23 protein-coding genes and 2 other annotated features are annotated in these 23,675 nt (G+C 30.5%); of the genes, 4 read left to right on the forward strand and 19 right to left on the reverse strand.

What is annotated here, in order from left to right; translation table 11 throughout:
- Nucleotides 1-33: 33 nt before the first annotated feature.
- Both C7N44_RS05220 and C7N44_RS05225 read right to left on the reverse strand, forming a co-directional pair.
- Entirely contained in the window at nt 34-1,098 is a 1,065-nt protein-coding gene (locus tag C7N44_RS05220; RefSeq protein ID WP_105956856.1) for a M24 family metallopeptidase, read from the reverse strand.
- A 14-nt stretch (nt 1,099-1,112) separates the two neighbouring features.
- Nucleotides 1,113-2,735: a peptide ABC transporter substrate-binding protein gene (locus tag C7N44_RS05225; protein ID WP_105956857.1), complete on the reverse strand. Its 1,623-nt coding sequence runs from the start codon at nt 2,733-2,735 to the stop codon at nt 1,113-1,115.
- A gap of 194 nt (nt 2,736-2,929) precedes the next feature.
- Nucleotides 2,930-3,181, reverse strand: a binding site (T-box leader).
- Between the two features lie 252 nt (nt 3,182-3,433).
- Between C7N44_RS05225 and C7N44_RS05230 the strand changes: the two genes are divergently transcribed.
- The gene (locus tag C7N44_RS05230) at nt 3,434-3,823 is read left to right on the forward strand and encodes a hypothetical protein (RefSeq protein WP_105956858.1); all 390 of its coding nucleotides are present in this window, start codon (nt 3,434-3,436) and stop codon (nt 3,821-3,823) included.
- Between the two features lie 46 nt (nt 3,824-3,869).
- Here the strand turns inward: C7N44_RS05230 and C7N44_RS05235 are convergent, their stop codons facing one another.
- On the reverse strand, nt 3,870-4,217 hold the full coding sequence (locus C7N44_RS05235) for a DUF1516 family protein (RefSeq protein WP_105956859.1): 348 nt from the start codon (nt 4,215-4,217) through the stop codon (nt 3,870-3,872).
- 33 nt (nt 4,218-4,250) lie between these two features.
- Nucleotides 4,251-4,433 (reverse strand): DUF6440 family protein, encoded by a 183-nt coding sequence (locus tag C7N44_RS05240; RefSeq protein WP_105956860.1) that lies wholly within the window; start codon nt 4,431-4,433, stop codon nt 4,251-4,253.
- Between the two features lie 88 nt (nt 4,434-4,521).
- Here C7N44_RS05240 and C7N44_RS05245 point away from each other — a divergent pair, with 88 nt between their 5' ends.
- Nucleotides 4,522-5,262, forward strand: coding sequence for a hypothetical protein (locus tag C7N44_RS05245; protein WP_105956861.1), 741 nt, complete (start codon nt 4,522-4,524; stop codon nt 5,260-5,262).
- Between the two features lie 86 nt (nt 5,263-5,348).
- Nucleotides 5,349-5,702 (forward strand): winged helix-turn-helix transcriptional regulator, encoded by a 354-nt coding sequence (locus C7N44_RS05250; protein ID WP_225362949.1) that lies wholly within the window; start codon nt 5,349-5,351, stop codon nt 5,700-5,702.
- Nucleotides 5,703-5,718: 16 nt separating this feature from the next.
- On the opposite strand, the gene C7N44_RS05255 is transcribed toward C7N44_RS05250, so the two are convergent.
- From C7N44_RS05255 to C7N44_RS05295, 9 genes are all read right to left on the reverse strand, one after another.
- Nucleotides 5,719-6,870, reverse strand: coding sequence for an MFS transporter (locus C7N44_RS05255; protein ID WP_105956863.1), 1,152 nt, complete (start codon nt 6,868-6,870; stop codon nt 5,719-5,721).
- 199 nt (nt 6,871-7,069) lie between these two features.
- On the reverse strand, nt 7,070-7,804 hold the full coding sequence (locus C7N44_RS05260; RefSeq protein WP_105956864.1) for an amino acid ABC transporter ATP-binding protein: 735 nt from the start codon (nt 7,802-7,804) through the stop codon (nt 7,070-7,072).
- A complete protein-coding gene (locus C7N44_RS05265; RefSeq protein ID WP_105956865.1) occupies nt 7,788-9,266 on the reverse strand; it encodes an ABC transporter substrate-binding protein/permease in 1,479 nt (492 codons plus the stop codon). The genes C7N44_RS05260 and C7N44_RS05265 overlap by 17 nt, the downstream gene beginning before the upstream one ends.
- 317 nt (nt 9,267-9,583) lie before the next feature.
- Nucleotides 9,584-9,806, reverse strand: a binding site (T-box leader).
- 47 nt (nt 9,807-9,853) lie between these two features.
- Complete coding sequence (locus C7N44_RS05270; protein WP_105956866.1) at nt 9,854-10,696, reverse strand: hypothetical protein; 843 nt, start codon at nt 10,694-10,696, stop codon at nt 9,854-9,856.
- Nucleotides 10,697-10,705: 9 nt separating this feature from the next.
- On the reverse strand, nt 10,706-11,860 hold the full coding sequence (locus tag C7N44_RS05275) for an XRE family transcriptional regulator (RefSeq protein WP_105956867.1): 1,155 nt from the start codon (nt 11,858-11,860) through the stop codon (nt 10,706-10,708).
- Nucleotides 11,861-11,866: 6 nt separating this feature from the next.
- Nucleotides 11,867-12,517: a DUF5986 family protein gene (locus tag C7N44_RS05280; protein ID WP_105956868.1), complete on the reverse strand. Its 651-nt coding sequence runs from the start codon at nt 12,515-12,517 to the stop codon at nt 11,867-11,869.
- Between the two features lie 163 nt (nt 12,518-12,680).
- A complete protein-coding gene (locus C7N44_RS05285) occupies nt 12,681-14,003 on the reverse strand; it encodes a C1 family peptidase (RefSeq protein WP_105956869.1) in 1,323 nt (440 codons plus the stop codon).
- Between the two features lie 18 nt (nt 14,004-14,021).
- The gene (locus C7N44_RS05290; RefSeq protein WP_105956870.1) at nt 14,022-15,332 is read right to left on the reverse strand and encodes a C1 family peptidase; all 1,311 of its coding nucleotides are present in this window, start codon (nt 15,330-15,332) and stop codon (nt 14,022-14,024) included.
- Nucleotides 15,333-15,392: 60 nt separating this feature from the next.
- Nucleotides 15,393-16,730 carry an aspartate aminotransferase family protein gene (locus C7N44_RS05295; protein WP_105956871.1) on the reverse strand — a complete coding sequence of 446 codons (1,338 nt, stop codon included), beginning with the start codon at nt 16,728-16,730 and terminating at the stop codon, nt 15,393-15,395.
- Nucleotides 16,731-16,951: 221 nt separating this feature from the next.
- On the opposite strand from C7N44_RS05295, the gene C7N44_RS05300 reads away from it, so the two are divergent.
- Nucleotides 16,952-17,296, forward strand: a complete 345-nt coding sequence (locus C7N44_RS05300) for a hypothetical protein (RefSeq protein ID WP_105956872.1) — start codon at nt 16,952-16,954, stop codon at nt 17,294-17,296.
- 30 nt (nt 17,297-17,326) lie between these two features.
- On the opposite strand, the gene lepB (C7N44_RS05305) is transcribed toward C7N44_RS05300, so the two are convergent.
- From lepB (C7N44_RS05305) to jag, 6 genes are all read right to left on the reverse strand, one after another.
- On the reverse strand, nt 17,327-17,944 hold the full coding sequence (lepB, locus tag C7N44_RS05305; RefSeq protein ID WP_105956873.1) for a signal peptidase I: 618 nt from the start codon (nt 17,942-17,944) through the stop codon (nt 17,327-17,329).
- A 63-nt stretch (nt 17,945-18,007) separates the two neighbouring features.
- Nucleotides 18,008-18,628, reverse strand: a complete 621-nt coding sequence (gene lepB / locus C7N44_RS05310; RefSeq protein WP_225362950.1) for a signal peptidase I — start codon at nt 18,626-18,628, stop codon at nt 18,008-18,010.
- A gap of 52 nt (nt 18,629-18,680) precedes the next feature.
- Entirely contained in the window at nt 18,681-19,235 is a 555-nt protein-coding gene (locus C7N44_RS05315) for a sugar O-acetyltransferase (protein ID WP_105956874.1), read from the reverse strand.
- Nucleotides 19,236-19,341: 106 nt separating this feature from the next.
- Nucleotides 19,342-21,279, reverse strand: a complete 1,938-nt coding sequence (gene mnmG / locus C7N44_RS05320) for a tRNA uridine-5-carboxymethylaminomethyl(34) synthesis enzyme MnmG (protein WP_105956875.1) — start codon at nt 21,277-21,279, stop codon at nt 19,342-19,344.
- Nucleotides 21,280-21,356: 77 nt separating this feature from the next.
- Entirely contained in the window at nt 21,357-22,748 is a 1,392-nt protein-coding gene (mnmE, locus tag C7N44_RS05325) for a tRNA uridine-5-carboxymethylaminomethyl(34) synthesis GTPase MnmE (RefSeq protein WP_105956876.1), read from the reverse strand.
- A gap of 171 nt (nt 22,749-22,919) precedes the next feature.
- Nucleotides 22,920-23,645, reverse strand: coding sequence for an RNA-binding cell elongation regulator Jag/EloR (gene jag / locus C7N44_RS05330; protein ID WP_105956877.1), 726 nt, complete (start codon nt 23,643-23,645; stop codon nt 22,920-22,922).
- Between the last annotated feature and the right edge of the window lie 30 nt (nt 23,646-23,675).

Genomic DNA, 23,675 nt, shown 5'->3' on the forward strand with positions numbered 1-23,675 from the left:
TCATAAAAATCATCTCCTTTAATGAATGTTAATTTACAAAATAATCAATTCTTTAGGTGCAGTAGTTAAAACTTTTTGTCCATTCTTTTGCACTAAAACATCATCTTCGATTCTAATACCACCCTTATCCGGTAAATAAATTCCTGGTTCAGCTGTCATTACATAACTTTCAAAAATTTTATTGCTACAACTAGGATTAAGAATTGGTGTTTCATGAATATCCAAGCCAATACTATGACCACTCCCATGGCCAAAGTATTTACCAAATCCTTGTTCTGTAATATAGTCACGAGCAGCTGCATCTACTCGTTTGCAATCTGCACCATCATGCATTGCATGAATCATCTTACTTTGGGCATCTAAAACAACTTGATATGCTCTTTTCAATTCATTACCTGGATCACCTAAAGCAAAAGTTCTCGTCATATCAGAAGTATAATCATCATAGTAAAAGCCAAAATCAACAGTTACTAAATCACCCTGTTCTAATTTCTTATCAGTAGCATCACCATGTGGTAATGCTGATCGATAGCCACTTGCGACAATCGTGTCGAAACTGGGCTTTTGTGCACCATGATTTAGCATCCAATTATATAGCCATAACGAAACTTCTTTTTCAGTTAATCCAATATGAACATAATCTAATAAGGCTTGATATGCTTCACTAACCAACTTAGTAGATTTAGTTAAGATAGATAATTCTTCTCGATCTTTACGATCCCTTAGATTTTCAATTAGGCCATCCTTTGCAACCAAACGATTGGGAAGTAATTGGTTTAACTTTTTATAAGTTTTAAAATTAATCGAACTTTCAAATCCCACATTTTCATTATTATCTTGTAAAATTTGAGCAGCAGTTGAGTAATAATCACGGGTAATCTTCAAATCGACATTTTCAGGTAATTTTTCTTTCATTTCTAATTCATATCTAGAATCAGTAATTAAAACTGGATGTTGATTGGAAACAACCATACAACCATCTCCAGCTAATCCATGAAAATTAGCTAAATAAATTAAATTAAATTGATTAGTAATAATAAAGTTATTAACATTGTTTTGTTGCATTAATTGTTGGAATTGTTCAACTCGATTATTCATATAAGAAGCCTCACTTAGTTATTTGTGTGTACATATCTAAAATCATAGTTACCACCACTTGGATAATAGTTAACGCCTTGAACACGATTTTTTAAAACTTGGGGGCTAACTAGTTGGTATAAAGGAACAATTGCTTGGTCATTTAACATTAATTTTTGAGCTTTTACCATGTCTGACCAACGTTTATTGTAGTTATTAGCATCACTATTAGTTGCTTGATGCATCAAATTATCATATTGTTTGTTACTCCAACCACCATGATTATAGCCATTATTAGTAGTCATCAAGCTCATAAAACTAACTGGATCAGGAAAATCAGCAATCCAAGCATCAACCGTAACATCAAAGTCACCTTTTTCGGTTCTAGTAGTAGCAACCTTGGCTGGTACATTAACATCATTAACTTTTAATCCCGGTAACTTTTGTAATTCATTTTGTAAGAATTCCGTCATTGATTTAGCATCTGAACTATCATCTGATAATAATGAAAGATTTAGTTTACTTTGACCAACTTCTTTCATTCCTTTAGCAAATAGTTTTTTAGCTTGATTCAAATTACTTTGAACCGCTGATGAAACATAAGCATCATCAGCAAAATCATTACCTTTATATTTAGCCATATCTGAAGCCACAAATCCTTCAGCGGGAACCGAACCATTACCTAAAACATTATTGGTTAATTCTTTGCGATTGATTGCTAATGATAGTGCTTTTCTAACATTCACATTCCTCAAAGCAGGTACTTTCTTTTGATTCATTTCTAAGTAATAAGTACCAGCTTCTTTTCTAGCATGATATTCAGAATTGCCTTTAAAACTGGATACTTGGCTTTTACCACTCAATTGCATTTCATCTAAATTACCACTTTGATATTGATCTAAAGCAGTTTGTGGATCTTTAGCAACACTGAAGTTCATAGTTGATAATTTGGTATTATTCTTATCCCAATAATATGGGTTCTTAACTAATTTCCAATTATCATTAGTTCCATTCCAGTCTTTAACTTGAAATGCTCCATTATATAATTGCTTATCACTGTTAGTAGCATAACCACTACCATATTTATTTACTTCATTTTCACTTTGTGGGTAAGTAGGTGGCATGGTTGCAACATATTTAAAGTAAGTTTCCGGCTTATCTAAATGAACTACAAATTTATAATTACCTTCTGCTTTCACTCCTAAACTAGAAACCGGCATTTTTCCTTTATCAACGGCTTGCGCATTATGTACATCATCAAATAAATATTGATAAGCAGCAGCTGTCTTAGGATTCACACTTCTTTGAAAACCATAAACAAAATCTTTTGCTGTCACTGGAGTGCCATTGCTCCACTTGGAATGTCTTAAGTTAAAGGTATATGTTCTCCCGTCTTTAGAAACTTGATAGCTTTTGGCAACTCCTGGAACTACTTTACTGTCTTTTGTCATGACTAATAATCCTTGATTAGAGTTATTTAAAGTGACATCACTAACTTGATCAACTAGCTTAGATTGATCTAATGTTAATAAATTTGATGGTTCTGACATATTAACAACATTCTTAGATGATGAAGAACTAGCTTTATTTCCACAAGCAGCTAAACCTAATGTGGACAATGCTGTTAATGCTAATACTGATAAACTCTTTTTCTTCATAATTAAAGTTCCCCCAATAGACTTTTCGGACTTCAATGAAGAAAAATAATTTAAAAGTTCTTTTTTCTCATTGGAAGTCTGTTTTTATAATTACAATCATTACTTACGATTCGCAGTATCAATGTCATGTTTCATAAAAATCATCTCCCTTAAATTTATGTATAAAAAAAGCGCCCTAATTTCGAATACACGAAATAAAGGACGCTTATGCGCGGTACCACCTTTTGTTATACCGTCTTAATTGCATTTTAAATAGGCAAAACGATATCACTCAAACAAACCTGTTGATTTGCAGATTCAATAATGGGAATTCCCAGCTTAGACTACTTAGTTTGCCTAGCAACTAATAGATGATTTTCATTTTAACCATCAATGATTTCTTGCACCAAACGAAATCTCTCTAAAAAATCATGTTAAAATTACTCTTTCTATTTCAACGTTTTTGATATATTTATTTGCCAACAATTAAAATTCTAATACTTTTCTCATTTTTGTCAAATCTTTTTAATAATTAATTAAATTTAAAAAGAATTTATTACTTTTGCATTTTAATCAATAAATATGAGATAATATTCCTTATACTATTTATAGGGTATAAATAGTTAATATTATGACACTTCAAAATAAAACTAAAAGAATCATTATGTTGTATAATAAATTAATGATTGCTATTTGATTTAGGAGAGGATTTTAAAAAGATGTCAGACATAAAACTAAGACCTATTTTAATGGAATGGGCACAAGATTATAGTGATGAAATTGTTGACTTAGATTTTATTAGAGAACAACTATCTAACGAACAATTTGATGATTTCATGAAGCAAGTTAAAAAACTTGATTTACTAACAAACACTGAAGCATATAAAATTATTTATGATGCTGCTAAAAATGATCTTGAATTAAATCACATTGATGATTTAGAAAACCGTACTAATCAATTAAGAAGACTAATTGAATTATGTGGTGAATATAGAGAAACACCTAAATTTGTTTTATTCGCCAATATGTTTACTCATGCTGGTTTATCAACTGATGACACTTTCGCACGTCTAACATATGCTGAATTAGCATTACAAGATTTTGAATAAATTAAAAGAGCATCCAATAATTGGATGCTCTTATTTTTTAATATTTTTAAACGAATGGACGACCACCAGCAGTAATAAAGCCAATAATAAATAGCAAAATTAGTGCACAATATAAACTTATTATCATTCCCTTAGTAAGACGATCTTTTGTTTTTTCAGCAAAAGTCATTTCCAAAAGCGCAATGAACATCAACGCTGCTAAAACTTTTAGAATTGCAAATAATGGGTCTCGATCATATGCTTTAAAAAATAAAATTATGCCTGTAACAATAAAAACTAAATAAGTTACTCGACTAATCATCATATAAGGCATAAAGCCTTTTTTCTTAAATACTGATAACGATATTAAAACTATTAAAAGTATTGCAAAAATTAAATGAATCCACAAATACATATAAGTTAAACACTCCCATTAAATTAAAATAAACTACTTAGATTCATGTGTATAATCATCATCAATTTCAGATTGATCAACAAATAATGAACCATCAGAGTTACGCAATGGGGTTAGAGTGCTACCATATCCACCATATTCAACACCTGTACGTTGATCGATATAAATGGAAACTCCTGTAAATGATTCTTCAACTAATTTAAATCTTTTAGACAATAAAACTGCCTCCTTGAATTCATCAATAACTACATAATTATAAATCTATTGTACATAATAAAACGTGAATAATCAAAAAAGCATTAAATTGGTAAATATAAATTGTTTTGATATATTATTAAATAAGGAGGTGCAAATTATTAACTACGATGAATTTAAAGCCAAACAGTTAGTTCAACCATATATTAGCAAATATTTTAAAAGTCATAGCATTGAAAAAATAGATGACCTAGAATTAATGAAATTTCAAGATTATTTATTTAAAATGTATAAAAATAAAGAATTAAATGAGAGTCAGACCTTATATGTTGCTGAGGATTACTTAAATTTTAAATTATATCAAGATATTCGAGAAGATATTCAAGCATATAAAAAACGCCAAGATAGAAAAATTGAACTAGATAATTATTTACGACTATGGTTTATTTTTGCAACTGGTTTAGTATTATTTGGCATTGTTTTTAGTATTGCATCATTTGCTTCTTATGAAAATTTTACTGATAGAAAGGTTATCCTTTTCTTTTTAATTTCATCAAATCTACCTATTGCTATCTTTTTGCTAAGCAATATCGTTAACAAAACTTTGTATCGACTAAGTTATTCTAAAACTATAGCAACATTTATTATCCCGATAATATTTGGCCTTGCAACAATGAGTTACCGCAAATATTTTCCACAACTAAGTTTTCATAAATACCGAGAAAACGACGTCATTATATTAGTTTCTGTCACAATGACTTTCTTATTAGCCGTAATTTTCTTAAACTTACTTTCATTAGTAACTAAAATGTTAAAACGTCATTATGAAAAGAAAGGTGAAGATGATTAAAACTTTTTGGCTTGCTATAATTTGATTTTTTTCAATATAAATATTATAAAAGTAGTAATTAAAAAGAAACAGAGATGAAAATAATTATGAATGAAGCTTTAAGAAGTAGCTATAAACATAAAGAAATTTGTCCATTAGATACAACAATAGAAATCTTCAATGGAAAATGGAAGTCAATAATTATATGCAGATTAATGAATAAGAATCTGCACTTCAATGAACTAAATCGCAGTATTATCAACTGTTCTAAAAGAATGTTAGCTATTCAGTTAAAGAAATTAATTAAAGATGACATAGTAAATAAAAATGTTATAGTTAAAAATAAAGATAAAGTAGCTATTATCTACTCATTGTCAGAATTAGGAAATACTTTAGTTCCTATAATTAAAGAAATGGACAAATGGGGAGAACATTATATAAAAACGGTAAAAAATAATTAGATAAAAAATCTAAAATTCATTTTAATGAGTTGGTAACTATAAGTGATATTATTAATCCTATTGATGATAATAAACATATCCCTAAAAATCCAAACAATTCATAGACAATTCCACCTGCTCCTGAGCCTAAAGTAAGTCCCAAATAAAGAAATGAACTGTTAAAAGACATCAAAGTTGAACGGTTTGAGGGAACAACATTAACGATATAAGAGTTTAGTGATGTAACACCTATTCCTTGAGCAAATGCCAAAAATATTAACATTATTACAAACATAACAATATTATTCTTAAAAATATTTAAACATATAATGAAAATTATTGATAAAAAAGCATTAATATTTATTGACCGTTTTTTACCTAATATATCCATTATCTTGCCACCAAAAAAGCTAGTTACAAAGTTAGAAAGGCCATATGAAATAAATATATATCCAGTAATAGCCACATTAAAATTAAAATTATTTTGAATATAAGTTCCTAGAAACGTATAAAAGCTGTAAAATCCTGTCATCCAAGTTAAAGTAATCATTAATGCCGGGATTGCATTGTGAGTAAAAAAAACATTTTTAAATGATTTCAGATATGAAATTCTATCATTATTTAATGGCTTTTTTTGTTTAGGGACTAATAAAATTAAAATAAATGAATATATTGTTAATAAGGATGAACCCCAAAAAGCCATATGCCAATTTTCTAGCTGTGAAAGCATTGTTCCTAAAGGAACTCCGAACGCAATTGAAAGAGATAAGGCAGACATAACAATTCCCATAACTTTATTTAGTTTATTACCTTTAAAATTTGATCCAATAAATGCCCAAACATTTGGAACAAATAATGAAGCCCCAATACCAGCAATTGCTCGACAAATGTAAAACTCATTTAAATTTTTAGAAAATCCACAAAAAAGTGTACCTAAAAGAAATATTAAAATTCCTATGATTAATAATTTCTTTTTATCATATCTATCACCTAATGGTCCAAAAATAGGTGCTCCAATCGCAAAACACAGTGCATATATTGTTACACCATATGCAGTTAAACTAATAGATTCATCAAAGCTGCTTGATATTTCTGGTAATATTGGTGAAATAATAAAAGAATCTGCTCCTGTTACAAATACTCCAAAAAACAAACCCAAAATGGTTAATATATTTTTTCCTTTACTCATAAAATTCCTCCTTTGATATTTATTTAAAATTAAAACATATGTAATTTTCATACAAGTGAACTAAAGAATACCAGGTAACATATTAATGATAATAAATACATTAAATTGCTAAAGATTTGAAGTATATTAATAATATATAATAAAAGTTATAAAATATTGTATATAAAAAGGACTAAACATAATGTTTAGTCCTTTTTTCTTATATCATTTTACTTAAAAATCTTTTGGCTTGTTTTGTTTCTGGATGATTGAAAAAACCATCTGGAGTTTGTTTTTCTTGTAACTTACCTTCATCCATAAACCAAATTTGATCAGAAACATTCTTCGCAAATTCCATTTCATGAGTAACAATAATCATCGTCATATCTTGGTTAGCAAGTTCTTTCATAACATTCAATACTTCCCCAACTTTTTCAGGATCCAATGCAGATGTCGGTTCATCAAATAAAATAACTTCTGGGTCCATCGCTAAAGCTCTAACAATAGCCACACGTTGTGCTTGACCACCAGATAAGCTAGCTGGAAATACATCAGCTTTACTGTCTAAGCCAACTGTTTTTAGTAATTCATAAGCTTTATTTTCAGCAGCTTCTTTGCTCATCCCTTTAACCTTGATTGGTGCTAAAGTAATATTATCTAAAACACTTTTATTTTCAAATAGATTAAAGCCTTGGAAAACCATCCCAATCTTAGTTCTTAATTGAATTAATTCTTTAGAAGAACTAGATACTAAGTCTTTGCCATTCAATAAAATTTTACCGCTGGTAGGTTCTCCTAACATATTAATACAACGTAGAAAAGTACTTTTCCCAGCACCTGAAGGCCCTAGCAATGAAATAACATCACCTTTGTTAACTTCAGCATTTAAATTTTCAAAAATAACATTATTTTTAAATTTTTTAGTTAAATTTTCAATCTTAATCATTGGTTCCATGGTTAAACTTCCCTTCAAAGTATTTCATCATTCTAGAGATAGCAAATGTGATGATAAAGTAGATCACCATAATAATTGCGATTGGTGCAACTCCTTTATAAGTGTCTGCTTGAACCGCTCTCATTTGATACATTAATTCGCCAACTCCAATGGTAGATGCTAATGAACTGTCTTTAATTAAAGTAACTAATTCATTACCAAGTGCTGGCCAAATATTTTTGAAAGCTTGCGGTAAAACTATATATCTCATTGATTGTTTACTAGATAGCCCTAATGAAAGTGCCGCTTCATTTTGACCAACTGAAATTGAAGTAATTCCACTTCTAATAATTTCAGCTACATAAGCACCAGAATTAATTGAAATTGCAACAATTCCAGCTGTTAATGCTGGTACATTAACGATGGCTCCTAAACCAAAGTATACAAACATAATTTGAACTAATTGAGGGGTCCCACGAATAAATTCGATGTAGCAAACCGCAACCACATGTAATAACCAATTATGACTTAATCTCATTAGTGCAAAAATAACACCAAGAATAATACCAAAAATAACTGAAATAACTGAGATTAAAATAGTATTTTCAATTCCTGAAATAAAGAAATCTTTATATTGCCACATTGAATTAGCAGTTGATTGATTTTTATTATTAGGCATTTCATTGATTGCTGTTGGAATAAACTTATTAGTGTATTGATTACCTTTTTTTATATTAGAAATTGTCTTATTTGCTGATTGAACTAATGAATTAGCCCCTTTTGAAAAGGCAATATTATTATCTGAATCACCTGAGTGAAGTCCTGATGGAATTGTCACAATTCCACTATTATGATTAGCATAGGCTTGCGCAACTGATTGATCCATCGCAACTGCAGAAATTTTATTGGATTTCAATGCCATAATTAAATCATTAGCATTTTCCATCCCCTTAGTTGAAACACCAGCTAATTTTTTCACTGAATCATATTGAACCGAACCAACTTGTGCTCCAACTGCTTTACCCTTCAAATCATGATAATCTTTTATTTTATTTTTATCGTCTTTATTGATAATTAATCCAGTACCAGATTTATAATAGCTGTTTGAAAAACTAACACTCTTAGCTCTCTGTGGAGTTTTGTTTAAACCAGCAATTACCATATCCACTTTATTTGTTTGTAATCCGACTAGTAATGAATCAAATCCCATGGATTTAACTTGTAATTTAACTCCCATGTCCTTAGCTATTTTTTGTCCTAATTGAACATCGGCACCTTCAATTTCATTTTGACCATCTTTATTACCTAAAAATTCATAAGGTGGATAATCAGGGGAGGTCCCCATTACTAAAGTACCCTTCTTTTTGATGTTGGCTAAATAGTGATCATTAGTGTTTGCCGCATTAGCATTAGTTGTGCTAAATATTCCTAATAATCCAATGAAAAATATAAACATAATTGCAATAAACTTAAAATGTTTCATGTGAAACTGCTCCCTTCTTTTCTAGATAAAAAAAGTCCTCTTGGAAATTAATCCAAGAGGACGATTGCTCGCGGTGCCACCTCAATTTTTAGTATCTTCACAGACACTAACTCACGAAGTTATAGTAACTTCTGCAGTAACGTTGCGAACGTAACTTTTACTCATTTCAAAGTTAAGCTTACAGATACGATTTATTAAATGTTATCTTTAGCTCTCATCAATTGCTAAATTCTCTGTAAATAATAAGTTTAATAAAATTTCTGTCGATGTTTTTAAATATTTAATTGGATAAAAAAAGTCCTCTTGGAAATTAATTCCAAGAGGACGAATAAATCGTGGTGCCACCTCAATTTTTAGTATTTTCACAAATACTAACTCGAGAAGTTATAAAACTTCAGCCATTAACGCAGCTAACGATTTTTTCTACTCATTTCAAAAAATGACTCTCAGGTACGATCTAATTAAGATACTACTTAGTCTCACAACCCTAAGCTTCCTGTGAAATATCTGATAATTAGAATTCCTGTTCAACGTCTTGTTTGATTATTGAATATCATATAACGATATTATGAGAAATGCAAGTATTTTTAGTTTATATATTTATCCATTAAAGAAGGGTTTTTCATAGATTCTTTGAAAGCTATTTGTTTATTATCTACATTATTATGTTGTTGTCTAACTAGTTTGTAAGCATCATTTTTAGTCAATTTGTTTTTTGTTTTGTTTGTATTAGTTCTTTTTTGCTTAATTAAACCTAAAACGGAATATACAAATCCACTTGCTGACAATAAATAAGTTTTACTTTTAGATATTAAATCTTTAGGAATTAAAATAGTATCATATCCATTTAATACAAATTTTGTACCATTATTTTTTATAATCCAATCTTGTTTTTGAACATTCCATGTTTTAATTTTAAAATTATGAATATATTTTTCTTTATTATATAATTTTGCTATTTTTAGAGTATAATTGCTTAATTCTTCATAAATAATATTAGTTATAAGATCAGAAATAGAATCTTTACCAAAATTAGGTGAAAATATTGAAACTATGTCTATTAATTTTTTATTTGATAGTTTTGTATATATATCATTAACATTATTTAAAGATTCTTTTAATGAATCAAATGATGGTCCTCTACCCATAGATGTAATATTTTTAGAGCCATAACCAATATGCGTAGAATTTAATTCATGAATATTATTTATTATATCATTTAATTTCTTAAAATTTCCGCTTTTATATAAACCAAGAATTGTTTGTAAAAAATTTTCTATTTTTTGTAAACATAACTTATTATTAAAATTAGGTATATTGTGTTTCTTCAAATTAGATGGATCAATAAAATATTTATTATCACATTCAGGTGAAATATTCATAAATGGAATATTAGAAGATTTTATATTTAAAAAATCCGAAATAAGCATATCTTTAAATCATCCTTTATATTTGTCATTTATAGTTATTACATTTTTGCTTTCATTGCTTAAATATCCTTTTTTTAAATTAATTAATCTTTCCCACAAAGATGGCAAAAGACTAAAATTATAAAATTGTTTTATCTCATATGGTATTTGAATAGGATTTAAAATATTGTTGTCTACAAGTAACTCAGTAGCATATTTTAAAGAAGTAGGACTAGAAATAGGTTTATCATTATCTAAAGGTTCTATTTTTCTATAACCTTTGTAACTCATTGATCTTTGTAGCTTTAAATAGTCTTTCGTATTAATTAAATTCAATGAGTACATTCTATAAATTATTGCTGCCATGGAAACATTCCAATAAGCTTTTAATCTTATAATACTGTCAAGATTTATATATTTTAGATCTTTAACAGAATTTATAAAACCATTCCTAGGAAGCAGAAAAGCAGAAGCAAATTTATTTGCTTGTTTTTCTTTATCCCTATATTCTTCATTATCTAATGATTCAGGATCAGTATCATCAGAATGAAGTAACCAATGACCCAATTCATGAGCCAAAGAAAATTGTTGTCTATAAAATGAAGTATATTTTTTAGTAACAATTATATAATATATATAATCATTAATATTTTCATAATTACTAAATGCATCGACTTTATCCATACTTTTGGGTAGAACCGCATTAATAAATCCATGTGTTTCTAATAAATCCATAAAATTATTTATAGGATTCTGATTTAATTTCCAATGTTTTCTTAACATAAAACTAAAATGTTCATAATCAATATAATCATTATTTATATCAACATTTATTCTGTCTAATTTAGGAAAATCAACGTACTTACTTAAATAATCAGCGTATACAGATATACTTTTTACTATCATGTGTGATGGTAATTTTTGTTTTTGAGTAGATGTTAATTTAGACCTGTAAAAAGTCCCAGAACTGTTTTCTGAAAAAGAATCTTTTTGGAAAAAAAATTCGTTAGGAAACTTTAGAACTTTAACTAAATTAAATAGTACTAAGTTACTGGGTCTAGACTTATTATTTTCATATTTAGATACCATTTGTTTTGTTACATTCAGTTTATTTGCAAGCTCAGTTATAGTTAAAGAATTAAAATAACGTGCTTCTTTCAGTCTTTGGCCATTAAAATCACTCATAATTAGTTAGTCCTTCTTTTTGATGTCTTTCTTAATATGAATTTTTGCTTTAACTTCAAAGTGGTTTTCAGAATTTTTAGTTAATTTAATAGTATTACTAGTATTATCAGGAATAATTGATGGAATGTTTTCTGATTTTATTAAAATTCCTTCAGAAGAGTAGTATTGAAGAGTTGATTCATTCATAAAACCCAAATTATGTTTAGAAAATATTAAAACTTTATCAAATTTTTTACTATAATCGCCCATAATATTTCTAATTTTGTCAGTAAAATCAGTATCATTAAGTAATGGAACTGATAATTGTTCATTTTTTTGTAACAGGATATTTAAGTAATGATTTTCTTTTTTATTATTTTTCAAAATAGAATTAATATTTTTTTCTTTCATAAACAAAAATAACTCTCTAGTTTCAGGGTTTATAGTTGCTATTAAATTCCATATTCCTCTATTTAAATTAATAGGTAAAAATCCGATATCATTTGAAACCTTAGAAATATCGTCAAAATGAAAATCCCATTCTAAAAAATACCTAGAATTATAAGTTCCTATGTCAAAATTATTATTTTTTATAGCATTCAAATCCTTATTTACATCTTGATCAAATGCATTTTTAAGTTTAACTATATTTTCTAAAGACGTTTGAGTTATATCCATATAGCTCTCCTTTCATGTAAACTATTTTTGTAAAAAAATCTAAAAAAGTCAACCAGTCATTAATTAAATACCATTATAACAGTCATAATAAAATATTCAAGTAAACCAAAATTATATATAAAAAATAAGCTACCATTTTTGGTAGCTTATTTTTTATATATAATTATTCCAATGAATCCCAAGGCTTCAATTCAATTGGAGCTTGATTCAACATTGCTTTTTGTTTATCTGATAGATATTTTTTATTAACCACAACTTCATAGACATAATCATTCATCCAACTATCATCCATGGTGTAGTAACCATCAAAACCATTCTTAGCACCCCAAGAGTTTTCCATCTTCCAACGACGTGGTTTATCATCGACTAAATCAACACCAGTTAAGGCCGTTGCATGGGAAACCTCAGCATCATGATATGCAAAGCGATCCTTTTTACTCATTGATAAATCAATGTTAAATAAGTCGGCATAGCGATATAAATTAGAATCTAAATACCCTGCTTTTCTTTCTGATTGTTGAGCAATATCATTAGAAATCCAAACTGCTTGACCATCTTTCAATTGGGCAATTGATGCATTCTTTAAATCTTCCATTGGCAAGTTTAAGAATTCAATGTTACGGCCACCAACAACATTATCTTGAGCACTCATGCTATAAACTTTTTCATAATCTTTATCCGGTGAATTACTTAGCACTACATAATCATCTAAATCAATATCTGAGAAATATTTATCAAAGAATGCTTTCGGTGTTAAATCACGATCAATATGGTACTTCTTCTTATCATCACGGTATTCAAAATCAAATGTTTCACGTGGAACACCCAATGAATAAGCAGTAATCCGGTAAACTTCTGATAGCATTTGGCTACGAGCCGCTTTAATATCTTCATCGCTAACATCATCATTAACCATATTTCTTAATTTCATGGCATCTTGACGTAATTTATAATTTAAAACTGTATTTAAATCACCAGTGTTCTCAGAAACTGAAGATTCTGGGAAGGCACTTTTTGGCATTACCCCGTATTTTTGTACTAATGAAACTGCCATTGCCCATTGACCTCCATCAGTACCAGGTCCAGCTAAATAAAACTCAACGGTACGATCATCAACCGGTTTACCAGCAGTCGCAATAATATTGTCATAGAAAATATTAGCACGTTCAATTTTGTCCCAGAAAAATAAATAATTTTGAGACATTTCAAAATCTTTAACCCCGTATTTTTTACCAAATTCATGCTTTAAAGTATTTAATAACGCAAACATCCAGCAACGACCAGATTGTTTTTGATTAGATACTTTTCCGGTGTCTGCTTCCACTGAAAAAACTGGATTCATTCTAATTTTAGTTTCAGGATCACGAGCAACATTATTAATACCATTTTGCGTAACTGCTCGTTCTAACATTTTATTTTCAGGATTACTATCATAATCTTTTCTTAAGTCATTTAAGTACTCAATACTTAATTTTGAATCATTCATTTAGATACACTCCTATCATTATTCCCAAGGTTTTAATACGATTGGTTGTTGGTCTAGCAATTGACGTTGTTCATCAGTTAAGTATTTTTTGTTTACAATTACTTCATCAACATAGGCATCCATCCAATTATCAGCCATTACAAAGTAACCTTTTTCACCGACTTTTTCACCCCATGAGTTTTCAACTTTCCATTTAGTAGGTTTATTATCTACCAAATCAACTCCCGTTAAGGTCATCGCATGATTGGAAATACTATCTAAATATTCATATTTTTGCCCTTTAGTCATATCCATATCAATATCAAACAATTGATCATAATGATATAAATCAGCGTCTAAAATACCAGCCTTACGATCTGATTGCGTAGTAACTGTATTGGCAAACCAAACCGTTTCACCATCTTTTAATTGATTAATAGCGGTCTTTTTCAAAACATCCATTGGCATGTTTAAGAAGCCCACATGACGGCCACCTACAACATTATCAGATGCCGGATTAATATAATTTTGTTTAAATTTCTTATTAGGTGCATTTTCAATTACAACATAATCATCAAGATCAATTTCAAAATATTTATCAAAGAATTCTTTAGGTGTAATATCTTGATCTAAATGATATTTTTTCTTGTCATCACGGTATTCTAAGTTAAATGTTTCACGTGGAACACCACAAGCATAACCTGCGATTTTAAAGACTTCACGCAATAATTCATCGCGTTTAGCATTGATTTCATCATCAGATGCATCCCCATTAACCATGTCACGCAAAATTTTAGCATCACGACGCATGGTAAGGTCCAATACATCATTTAAATCAGACGTATCATCAGTCACTTTACTTTCAGGAAAAGCATAGGTAGGCATTACTCCATATTTTTGCACTAAAGCCACAGCCATTGCCCATTCACCACCATCACTACCAGGTCCAGCTAAATAGGTACGGACTTCACGATCATCAACCGGTTTGCCAGCAGTCGCAATAATGTTATCGAAGAAAATATTAGCACGTTCAATCTTATCCCAGAAGAATAGGTAACTTTGTGATAATTCAAAATCTTTTACATCATAACGTTTAGCAAAATCATGTCTTAGCGTATTTAGTAAAGCAAATAACCAACAACGACCGGAGCGTTTTTGATTGGATACTTTACCCGTATCAATTTCAACAGAAAAACTACGATTTAATTTTGCAGGAACGGTATTATCTTTTGCAGTATTATTGATTCCATTTTGCATAATGGATCTTTGAATTACTTTTGCGCGTGGATATTTCGCATATTGTTCACGCATTGCATCAAAATCTTGTTTAGTTAATTTTGAATCAGCCATAAATAGACCTCCAATTATTTTCGTTATTTATTAGGTTATCACAAGACAAACTATTTGAAACTAATCTGCACTCCAACCAATTTTAGCATTAAATGCAATTTTACCATCAGCTTCATCTTGCATTGCCTTTTTAATTACTTCAAATGCTTTTTGTAACTCTGTTTCAGTAATAACCAATGGTGGTTGAAAGCGCAAAATATTCCCTCTAACGGTAATCATTACGACGCCTAGTTCAAACATCCGATAAATCAATTTAGTTGCGATTTGTGTATCAGCCTTTTTAGTAGTTGGATTAATAATATCAATTCCACCATCTAATCCATACATTCTGACATCGCCAACAAAATCATATTGCTGCTGCATTTCTTCAAAAAACTTCTGCGCTTTGATACCTAGGTCATGACTTCGTTGTAATAAATGCCCATCTTCAATTACATCCAAAGTAGCCAAGGAAGCAGCTGTCGTAACTGGATTGCCAGCAGTTGTATAGACATTTGCTGGGGCTGCCAATGAATCAATGATTTTTTGCTTCCCGATAACTGCACTCAATGGCAAACCTGATGCCAATGACTTTCCTACTGACATTAAGTCCGGTTTAAGTCCCGGAAAGTTTTGAATTGACCACCATTTACCAGTTCGTCCCATTCCTTGATTAACTTCATCGACGGCAAATAGAATGCCATGATCATGAGCAAATTGATAAACCTTTTCCAAATATTTTGTCGGTGCCTTTACAATCCCACCATCACCTTGAATGGGTTCTACTAAAATCACTGCCACTTCATCTGCTGGCAAATAATTTTCAAAAGGCAATTTAAATTCATCAAACATCCGGTCAATAAATTGATCTTTGGTCTCATAATCGCGTCGATACCATGGACTAGGAAATGGCACTTTATAAAATCCATCCAATAATGGCCCCATTTTACGACTCATATTTAAACTAACACCCGAGGCACTCATTGAACCGTATGTAGAGCCATGATATGCGCCTGTAAAACTTACTACATTGGTACGACCAGTATAACCACGTGCAAATTTAATCAATGCATCATTTGCATCTGAACCTGAATTACCCCAAGCTAATTTAACTGGGCCATCAATTGGCGCTAACTTTGTTAAACGACTGGCTAATTGTGCTGCTGGGACATTCGCAAAATAAGCTGGAGTATATTGGATAATCTTTTGTGCTTGCTTAGTAATGGCTTCAAATACGTGTGGATGTGAATGCCCAGTATTGGTAGCCGATGCGCTAGCAAGTAGATCTATGTATTTTTTACCATTCACATCAGTCAAAGTCGCCCCTTTACCAGCCTCAATTACTAAATCAAAATAATTAATCCTTGATGCATTAGCTAGTGAATGTGATTCATTTTCTAAAACTTTTTTATTATCCATTGATTACAACACCTCATCTTTATCATAATATTCTAATCTTTTTTTAATCTTTAAATTGGAATCATTATATGTTTTGTGATAAACGTTGTCAATGTATGGATAATTGAATAATTTATTAAGAATACATTAAAAATGATATTATAATATTGATATTTTTTATTTTACTGGTAAATTAGAAGTTAGTTATGTTTATAGTTTTTTTGGAGGAATTATATATAATTATGAAGAGATTTGCACTTGTCTTATCCCTATTTACAGTTGTCACTTTAGGTCTAATTTTGACCAATAATCGCGCATCCGCAAACAATATATATACCAATCGTAATGATTATACTAACGTATATAAATACATCGTTTCTAATCGTGGAAATAAAATGATGCATTTCCATAATTTTAAACGTTTAGGGAAAATAAAACCTGGATATTCAATCCTATATAATGGCATTAGATTTTGCTACATTCAGAAAATGGATGGTTATGTTCCTATTAACCAACTAAGAAGAGTTAAGGGACATCATAAAGTTTTGCATATTAATCAAAAGATTAATTTTAGTCGTAATAAATAAAAACACCGCTTTATAAGCGGTGCTTTTTTATTATTCAGCTAAGTCATTGATATTATGACGAGCAGTTTTATTGGTTGACCATGGGAATGTATGGGCAACACCTAAGATTTTATCTTGCTTAACAAATCCCCAATAACGACTATCATTTGAGATTGCTCGATTATCACCCATTACAAAATATTCACCCTTAGGTACAACTGTAGCATGTTTATTATATGTCCATTTTGTTTTAGACAGTTTAGAAATATCCCAGTTCTTAATATTTGAGCCATTGTAATTATATTCGGAACCTTGTTGCTGCTGTTCTTTATTAATATAGTTTTGTTCAACTGGCTTGTCATTAACGTATAATTGTTCATTCTTAAAAGAAATCTTATCCCCTGGCATCCCAATCACACGTTTTACATAGTTAATATTTTGTGTAGCTGTAGGATCCTCACCATGGGCATTAAAAATAATAACACTATTACGTTTTACTCTTGCTTGACGAAAAACAAGAATACTTTCATTATTTTTCAAATTGGGATACATTGAATCCCCATCCACATTAGCTCTTGTAATGAAATGGTTAAAGATAAAAAACAAAACAACCCCAATTACAACATAGATTAAAATGCTTAAAGTTTCTTTAAAAAATCTACTATTCATTATTAATTCTCCTAACAATTATATTAACAGTGTATCACTATTTGAGACTTTTAAATATTAATATTATTCGGACAAATCATTGATATTATAACGAGCATTCTTGTTAGTTGACCATGGGAATGTATGCACCACACCTAAGATCTTACTTTTCTTAACAAAGCCCCAATAACGACTATCATTAGAGATTGCTCGATTATCACCCATCACAAAGTATTGACCCTTAGGTACAACTGTAGCGTTTTTATCATAGACCCACTTAGTTTTTGATAAAGTTGGAATATCCCAATTCTTTAAAATATCGTTTTTACCCAACTTATATTCTGAACCTTGTTGTTGCTGTTCTTTGTCAATATAGTTTTGTTTGACAGCCTTATCATTAATATATAACTGATGATTGTGGAATGAAATTTTATCCCCTGGCATACCAATTACTCGTTTGACAAAATTAATCTTACTCATTTGAGTTGGATCTTCACCATAAGCATCAAAAACAATAACACTGTTACGCTTAACTTTAGACTGTTTAAATACTAAAACATTTTGTTTGTCATCTAAGTTAGGATACATTGAATTTCCATCAACCTTAACGAAAGCTAAAAAATGTTGAATAATCAAATAAATAATTGCAATAATTATTATGTATAATACAACATCAATTGTTCCTTTAATATATTTATTTTTCATCTTCAGAGCTCCTTTAATTCGTCTTTTACAAATTATTATATCATTATTAAAATTAATTTAATTCACGAATTACTTTACCAGGAACTCCTGCAACCAAACTATTATCTGGAACATCTTTATTAACGACTGCTCCTGCAGCAATAATCACATTGTTTCCAATTGTTACCCCTGGGGTAATAGTTACATGCCCGCCAATCCATACATCGTTGCAAATCGTAACTGGAATGGCTTTGGCAAGATGTTTTCTGCGACCGTCAACATTCATTGGGTGATTTACAGTATAAATATCAACATTCGCACCAATCATGACATGGTCACCAATTTTTACAGTAGCCATCCCTAAAATAGTTAAATTATAATTACTAGCAAAATCTTTCCCAACATAAATATTTTTTCCATAATCAAAATGAATTGGAGCCTGAATTGCTGGTTGATCAACAAAGCCACCTAATATTTTTTTGATTTTATTATTTCGTTTTTCATTATCAGTTGGATCTAAAATATTATATTCTTCACAAATTTTAGCTGCATTTAACTTACGATTCACAATCTTAGGATCAGAATAGCAATACCATTCAACATTATTTAATTTATCTATTTCCGTCATTAATATAATCCCCTTGTAGAAACTTTACTTTTTATTATAGACAATTTACTGATATTTTTTTACTAAAAAGAGCTAAGCAATGAAAATATTGCTTAGCTCTTTATTTTTATTTATCTTCTGAATTAATTTTTGCAATATGGCCTTGTTGAATATAAACACCCAAAATAGCAACATCAGATGGATTAACCCCAGAAATTCTTGAAGCTTGCGCCACTGTTTGTGGTCTAATCTTTTCAAGCTTTTGACGAGCTTCTGTCGCTAAACTATCGATAGCTTCGTAATCAATATCTTCTGGAATCTTTTTAGCTTCCATTTTCTTCATACGAGCAACATTTTGTTCAGCTTTCTTAATGTATCCGGCATATTTAGTTCTAATTTCCACTTGTTCAATTACACGACGGCCTAATGGCTTAGGTGCTGGTTCAATAAATTGTAATAAAGTTTGATAAGTTACATATGGACGACGCAAGAAGATAGATGCTAGAATACCATCTTTCAATGGTTTATCACCATGTTCTTCGACAAATTTATTAACCTCATCACTAGGCTTAATTCTAATTTTATCTAAACGCGCTAATTCGTCCATAACAGCCTTTTTCTTGTCTAAGAATTTATTATATCTTTCATCAGAAATAAGCCCTAAATCATGACCTTTTTCAGTTAAACGAAAGTCAGCATTATCATTTCTTAATAATAGACGATATTCGGCACGACTAGTTAATAAACGATAAGGTTCATTGGTCCCCTTAGTTACTAAGTCATCAGCTAATACTCCGATATAAGCTTCATCACGTTTTAGGGTAAATTGATCTTTACCTTGCGCACGTAAAGCAGCATTAATTCCAGCATATAATCCTTGCCCAGCAGCTTCTTCATAACCGGAAGTCCCATTAGTTTGACCAGCAGTATATAAATTCTTAACCAATTTAGTTTCAAATGTTGGTTTTAATTGGTAAGGAGCAACCACATCATATTCAATTGCATAACCTGGACGCATCATTTCAGCATGATGTAATCCTTCAACTGAGTGCAACATCTTTTGTTGCACTTCTTCAGGCAATGATGTTGATAAACTATCACAATAGTATTCATTAGTGTCGCGACCTTCTGGTTCCAAGAATACTTGATGACGGTTCTTATCAGCAAAACGAACAATCTTATCTTCAATTGATGGACAATATCTTGGCCCCACTCCTTCAATTACACCAGTAAACATTGGTGCACGATCTAGATTATCGCGAATAATTTGGTGAGTAGTTTCGTTAGTATAAGTTAACCAACAAGATAATTGATCTTTCACTGGAATATAGTCTTCATCAGGGGTTTCATAACTAAAGTGATTAACTTCTGGATCACCTGGTTGTTCTTCAGTTTCACTGAAATCAATGGTACGACCATTGACACGAGGTGGTGTTCCAGTTTTGAAACGTTTTAGATCAAAGCCTAAATCTTCTAAATTCTTTGATAATTTTAAAGCTGGTTGTGAATTATTAGGACCTGATGAATATCTTAATTCACCAATAATGATACGTCCACGAGCAGCAGTTCCTGCACAAATAACTACTGATTTAGCAGTATACTTAGCTCCTGTATAAGTAACGATTCCTTTACATACGCCATCTTCAACAATTAAAGAATCAACAATGCCTTGGCGTAAAGTTAGGTTAGATTGTTCTTCAATGGTTTGTTTCATTGCACGATGATAAGCATGTTTATCTGCTTGTGCACGTAAAGCACGAACAGCAGGCCCTTTACCAGTATTTAACATTCTCATTTGAATGTATGTTTTATCAATGTTGCGACCCATTTCACCACCAAGGGCATCAATTTCACGGACAACCGTTCCCTTTGCTGGACCTCCTAATGATGGATTACATGGCATAAATGCAACCATATCAACGTTAATAGTGATTAACATTGTTTTATTGCCCATTCTAGCTGAAGCTAGCGCAGCTTCACTTCCAGCATGACCAGCTCCGACAACAATTACATCATAATCGCCGGCATCGTATTGGATGTTTTCTTCACTTACGATTTCACTCATTCATTTTTCCTCCATAAACGTAAATGTTTCATGTGAAACGTTTTATTTTTTCGTCATTATTTCACGTGAAACAATACTTATTTACCTAAACAAAATTGACTAAATAACTGATCTAATAGTTCACCATTATAGCTATCACCAGTGATTTCACCTAATGATTCCCAACAGTCACGCATATCCATTTGAACTAAATCAACTGGCATTCCATCATTTAAACCACTAATAACATTGTTTAATGATTCTTTAGCTTTATGCAGCAAGCTTACATGACGAGCATTAGTAACCATTACATCGGCTTGTGAACTTTGAATTCCTTCATTAAAGAATAAATGAGCAATCATTTCTTCTAATGGCTCAGTTCCATCATCTTTAATTGCTGAAGTTGTAATAATATTTTCTTTACCAATTAATTGGTTTACTTCATCAATATCAATTTTTTGTGGTAAATCAGTTTTATTCAAAATAACAATTCGTTTGGAATTATCAGTTAGCTTAATTAATTGTTTATCTTCATCGGATAATGCTTCAGAGGAATTTAGAACTAGTAAGACTAAATCTGAACTTTGAATCGCTTTTCTAGATCTTTCTACCCCAATTTTTTCCACTTTATCTTCAGTTTTTCTGATTCCAGCAGTATCAACTAACTTCAAAGGAACTCCACGTACATTTACATATTCTTCTAATACATCACGAGTAGTTCCTGGTACATCAGTGACAATAGCTTTATCTTGATGGAGTAAATGATTTAAAATACTTGATTTTCCAACATTTGGACGACCTACGATTGAAGTTGCTAGGCCATCGCGTAGTACTTGTCCTTGTTTAGAGGTTTCTAGCAATTTAATAATTTTTGTTTTAATGTCTTTAGCATTTTTCATTAATAAATTGGAAGTAACAACTTCAGCATCATCATATTCTGGATAATCAATGTTAACTTCAACATTGGCTAAGACATCAAGGATTTGTTGTCTTAAGGTTCTAATTAGACGTGATAGGTTACCATCTAGTTGACCCTCAGCAGCTTTCATTGAACGATTTGTTTTAGCATCAATAATATCCATAACGGCTTCAGATTGTGATAAGTCAATTCGACCATTTAGGAATGCACGTTTAGTAAACTCACCAGGTTCAGCCATACGAGCACCATAACTAAGTACTAATTGTAAAATTGTATTAGTAGCAACAATTCCACCATGACAATTAATTTCAATTACATCTTCGCAAGTATAAGTTTTAGGTGCTAACATTACAGAAACCATTACTTCATCGATATCTTCTTTAGTTTCAGGATCCATAATGTGTCCATAGTTAATGGTATGCGAAGCAACTTTACTTAAATCCTTTCCACGATAAATTTTGGAAATAACTTGTAAAGCTTCTTCACCACTAATTCTGATGATTGAAATTCCACCCTCACCAGGTGGTGTTGAAATTGCGGCAATTGTATCAAAATCTGTAGTTGTTGCCATGTTTTTCTCCCTTTCTGTTAAATAAAACGTAGTTATGTGCACAAAAAAAGTGCCCACTCCACGCCACAATAAATAAGCATGGACAAAGCACTTTGACTACTTCATCTAGGTTTTCGTTTTTACTATTAAATATAATGATAAGAATTTTATTTCGATTTGTCAATTTTTAAGTTAAATAATTTTTGCTTCCACGACCACTGAACGATATGGGTCACGACCTGAAGAATAAGTTTCCACATGTGAACTATTTTCCAATTGCGTGTGGATAACTTTTCTTTCAAATGAAGGCATCGGATCTAAATAAACTGGTTGCCCAGTAGCCACTGCTTCACGTGCAGTTTTTTCAGCTAATTTTTTTAATGTTTCAACACGACGATGGCGATAGTCAGCCGTATCTAACTGAATTAATAGACGACTAAAGCCTAAATGGTTCAAATAAATCTGTGCTAATGATTGTAATGCATTAATTGTTAAACCATGTTTACCAATCAAGATTCCTTCTTGATCAGTTTTAAAATTAATTCGAGCAAATTTACGATTAATAACCTCATAATCTAACGTAGCTTCAATTCCTAATTCATTAACAATCGGTTTTAAATAACCAACTAAACTTTCAATTGCTTCTTCGTTAGCATCTTTTCTTGTTTTTGTTTTTTCTTCATCTAAATGAGCTTCTAATTTTGAATTATTATTTTTCTGTTCATCGTTATTAGTATTTTTAGGTTGAGGAGTGATAATTTTATCAATCTCAACGATAGCATTTCTTTTACCAATTCCAAGAAAACCTTTGCGGCCTTTTTGAACAATATTAATTTTAGAATTATCTTTATCAATGTTCAGTTCTGATAATCCTTTTTCAATAGCTTCATCGACTGTTTTCGCAGTAAATGTTGACATTAAGCTTTCTCCCTTTATTTTTAATCATAC

This window comes from Apilactobacillus quenuiae (assembly GCF_002994005.1).
In the GTDB taxonomy this organism is placed as follows: Bacteria; Bacillota; Bacilli; order Lactobacillales; family Lactobacillaceae; genus Apilactobacillus; species Apilactobacillus quenuiae.

What these genes read in the sequence shown, in the direction of transcription:
- C7N44_RS05220 (WP_105956856.1), bottom strand. Translation starts at nt 1,098, where the DNA reads ATGAATAATCGAGTTGAACAATTCCAACAATTAATGCAACAAAACAAT.
- C7N44_RS05225 (WP_105956857.1), bottom strand. Translation starts at nt 2,735, where the DNA reads ATGAAGAAAAAGAGTTTATCAGTATTAGCATTAACAGCATTGTCCACA.
- C7N44_RS05230 (WP_105956858.1), top strand. Translation starts at nt 3,434, where the DNA reads ATGTCAGACATAAAACTAAGACCTATTTTAATGGAATGGGCACAAGAT.
- C7N44_RS05235 (WP_105956859.1), bottom strand. Translation starts at nt 4,217, where the DNA reads ATGTATTTGTGGATTCATTTAATTTTTGCAATACTTTTAATAGTTTTA.
- C7N44_RS05250 (WP_225362949.1), top strand. Translation starts at nt 5,349, where the DNA reads ATGAATGAAGCTTTAAGAAGTAGCTATAAACATAAAGAAATTTGTCCA.
- C7N44_RS05255 (WP_105956863.1), bottom strand. Translation starts at nt 6,870, where the DNA reads ATGAGTAAAGGAAAAAATATATTAACCATTTTGGGTTTGTTTTTTGGA.
- C7N44_RS05260 (WP_105956864.1), bottom strand. Translation starts at nt 7,804, where the DNA reads ATGGAACCAATGATTAAGATTGAAAATTTAACTAAAAAATTTAAAAAT.
- C7N44_RS05265 (WP_105956865.1), bottom strand. Translation starts at nt 9,266, where the DNA reads ATGAAACATTTTAAGTTTATTGCAATTATGTTTATATTTTTCATTGGA.
- C7N44_RS05270 (WP_105956866.1), bottom strand. Translation starts at nt 10,696, where the DNA reads ATGCTTATTTCGGATTTTTTAAATATAAAATCTTCTAATATTCCATTT.
- C7N44_RS05275 (WP_105956867.1), bottom strand. Translation starts at nt 11,860, where the DNA reads ATGAGTGATTTTAATGGCCAAAGACTGAAAGAAGCACGTTATTTTAAT.
- C7N44_RS05280 (WP_105956868.1), bottom strand. Translation starts at nt 12,517, where the DNA reads ATGGATATAACTCAAACGTCTTTAGAAAATATAGTTAAACTTAAAAAT.
- C7N44_RS05285 (WP_105956869.1), bottom strand. Translation starts at nt 14,003, where the DNA reads ATGAATGATTCAAAATTAAGTATTGAGTACTTAAATGACTTAAGAAAA.
- C7N44_RS05290 (WP_105956870.1), bottom strand. Translation starts at nt 15,332, where the DNA reads ATGGCTGATTCAAAATTAACTAAACAAGATTTTGATGCAATGCGTGAA.
- C7N44_RS05295 (WP_105956871.1), bottom strand. Translation starts at nt 16,730, where the DNA reads ATGGATAATAAAAAAGTTTTAGAAAATGAATCACATTCACTAGCTAAT.
- C7N44_RS05300 (WP_105956872.1), top strand. Translation starts at nt 16,952, where the DNA reads ATGAAGAGATTTGCACTTGTCTTATCCCTATTTACAGTTGTCACTTTA.
- lepB (WP_105956873.1), bottom strand. Translation starts at nt 17,944, where the DNA reads ATGAATAGTAGATTTTTTAAAGAAACTTTAAGCATTTTAATCTATGTT.
- lepB (WP_225362950.1), bottom strand. Translation starts at nt 18,628, where the DNA reads ATGAAAAATAAATATATTAAAGGAACAATTGATGTTGTATTATACATA.
- C7N44_RS05315 (WP_105956874.1), bottom strand. Translation starts at nt 19,235, where the DNA reads ATGACGGAAATAGATAAATTAAATAATGTTGAATGGTATTGCTATTCT.
- mnmG (WP_105956875.1), bottom strand. Translation starts at nt 21,279, where the DNA reads ATGAGTGAAATCGTAAGTGAAGAAAACATCCAATACGATGCCGGCGAT.
- mnmE (WP_105956876.1), bottom strand. Translation starts at nt 22,748, where the DNA reads ATGGCAACAACTACAGATTTTGATACAATTGCCGCAATTTCAACACCA.
- jag (WP_105956877.1), bottom strand. Translation starts at nt 23,645, where the DNA reads ATGTCAACATTTACTGCGAAAACAGTCGATGAAGCTATTGAAAAAGGA.